This is a genomic window from Corynebacterium sp. NPDC060344 (genome assembly GCF_042725215.1).
Lineage (GTDB): Bacteria > Actinomycetota > Actinomycetes > Mycobacteriales > Mycobacteriaceae > Corynebacterium.
Window position 1 is genome coordinate 1 of the sequence record NZ_JBHXCS010000036.1, and the last position, 2,181, is coordinate 2,181.

Below are 2,181 nucleotides of genomic sequence, written 5' to 3' on the forward strand. Positions count from 1 at the left end.
CCACCCTGGACGCGCTCGACGCACCCGTGTACATCCCCGGCCCCGACGGCCCCTGGGACGCGGTCGAGGAACGGCTCGAGACCACCGGCCAGGCGGTCGTCTGCACCCGGTGGGGCCAGTGGCTGACCTCCGCCCTGCTCGACCCCGAACTGCGCCCCCTGCTCGGCCAGGACTGGCCGCGCTACCGGCAGACGCCGGTCGCGTCGGGCCGGCTGCGCTTCGCCGTGTCCCGCTTCGTCATGAAGCACACCGCCGCGCTCGCCCTGGGCGTGCACGCGGGCAGCCTGGACCTCGGCTACCAGCTGGGCGGCCGGCCCGTACTGCGCGGGCTCGGCGGTGAGCTGGAGGTGAGCCTCGCCCACACCGACGAACTGATCCTGGTCGGCGTCAGCCGCACCGGCCCGATCGGGGTGGACGCCGAGCCCGCCGACCGGGACATCTCCTTCGAGCTGCTGCGCGACCAGGTCTGCACCCCCCGCGAGGGGGAGGAGCTGGCCGCGCTGCCCGAGGACGAGCGCCGCGCCCGGCTGCTGCGCCTGTGGACCCTGAAGGAGGCGTACACCAAGGCCCTCGGCCACGGGCTGCGCCGCCGCTTCTGCGCCTTCGGGTTCGCCCGCGACGGCGAGGGCCGGGTGGTGCTGGCCGATCTGCCGGGCGGCGGGGACGCCGGGGACGAGGGCTGGGACTTCGTCACCCACCCGCTCGGGGAGTGCTACGTCGTCAGCGTGGCCCACCGGACGCTGCCCGCTCCGTCGCCTGAGCCGCGGTCGCCTGAGCCTGGGTTGCCTCCGTCGGCTCGGTCGGCTCGGTCGGCTCGGCGGCCTTGAGCCGCTTGCCGAGCAGGACGAACAGCAGGATCAGCCCGACCGTCAGCACGATGTGCCCGAGGCCCGCGACCATCGCGAAACCCTCGGGCACGGTGTTGCCGAGCACGGTCTGGGTACCTCGGTAGACCATCGCCAGACAGGTGATCGCGATGCCCGCGTTGTAGCACCAGAAGAAGGCGGTGAACTGCTTCGACCCGGAGAGCCCGAACTGCTTGTCCAGTGCGAGGACGATCAGGAAGCCCAGCATGCCCAGCGCGAGCAGGTGGGTGTGCACGACCGCCAGCTGGGTCTCTCCGGTGAAGTCGTGCGCCTTGGTGAGCTCCCGGTAGTAGAGCCCGGACACCACACCGAGGATCATGTGGACATGTGCCGCGTAGTACGACCTGCGCATCTTCGTTCCGCCCCCGTTGACACCAAATGCCGTTCTGACGGCGGTCATTGAAACACGCGTACGGTTCGGCGGCCACGGGGAGGTGACGGACTGCCCGCTACGGGTGGTCGCCGAGGCGGTCGCCCAGGGGCTGCTCGTCCAGGTGGTCCAGGCACAGCTCGTACAGGTCCTCGCCGTGGGTCCGGCGCCACGGGGCCGGCACCGGCACCGCGGCCGGCCACAGGGCGCGGTGGCCCACCGGGTCCGTGACGACGACGAAGGTGCCGAACTCGTCCGCGAACGGGTCCTCGTCCCACGGGTGGTCGAAGACGTACAGGCTGCCGTTCTCCGCGACCCGCGCCGCGTGCCCGGTCCGCCACATCCGCGCGGCGCCGCCCTGGGCGCAGACCAGCGGGTCGGGCAGGAACCGCTCCCCGGTCGCACCCGGCAGCCCCGGGTAGCCGTGGGCCACCCCGACGCCGGCGACGTACAGCGCGCCGACCGCCCCGGGGGCCACCGGCCGCATCCGCGCGTCCAGTACGTAGGCGTGGTAGCCGGGGGCGGGCCGCGCCGGGCCGCCGGGCACCTGCTCGACCAGCAGCCGCCCCTCGGGCCAGCCCGCGCTGATCGTCAGCTCCGTGTCCTCGGCGCGGGCGAGCGCCACCAGCACGTCGTCGGAAGGGCCCAGGATCGCCGAGGCACCCGTCTCGCGCAGCCAGTGCAGCACCTCGGGCGGCGTCCCGTAGGCCAGCGACGGGTCCGGCAGGTGCACCTGGGCCCCGCACACGAGCGCGGACAGCAGACCCAGCGCGACCTCCGCGTCCGGATAGCCGTGCAGCAGCCAGGCGCTGTCGCGGGCCCGGCCCAGGCAGGCCGCGGCGAGTGCCTCGCCGCCGACCGCGACCGGTCCCCGGGGCGCGACCGCCAGCACCACCGGGGCGCCGGGGTCGAGCGGCCGCGTACGGTCGCCGTCGCGCACCGGCC

At 74.2% G+C, this 2,181-nt stretch carries 3 protein-coding genes; 1 reads left to right on the forward strand and 2 read right to left on the reverse strand.

From position 1 onward, the window contains the following. On the forward strand, positions 1-827 hold an 827-nt coding region (locus ACFWGD_RS13175), incomplete at its 5' end, for a 4'-phosphopantetheinyl transferase family protein (protein ID WP_377779138.1). On the opposite strand, the gene ACFWGD_RS13180 is transcribed toward ACFWGD_RS13175, so the two are convergent. Together ACFWGD_RS13180 and ACFWGD_RS13185 are read right to left on the reverse strand one after the other, a co-directional pair. Beyond that, on the reverse strand, positions 721-1,266 hold the full coding sequence (locus ACFWGD_RS13180; RefSeq protein ID WP_377779139.1) for a DUF2871 domain-containing protein: 546 nt from the start codon (positions 1,264-1,266) through the stop codon (positions 721-723). The genes ACFWGD_RS13175 and ACFWGD_RS13180 overlap by 107 nt on opposite strands. Positions 1,267-1,315: 49 nt before the next feature. Beyond that, the coding region (locus ACFWGD_RS13185) for an MbtH family NRPS accessory protein (RefSeq protein WP_377779140.1) at positions 1,316-2,181 on the reverse strand (866 nt) is incomplete at its 5' end.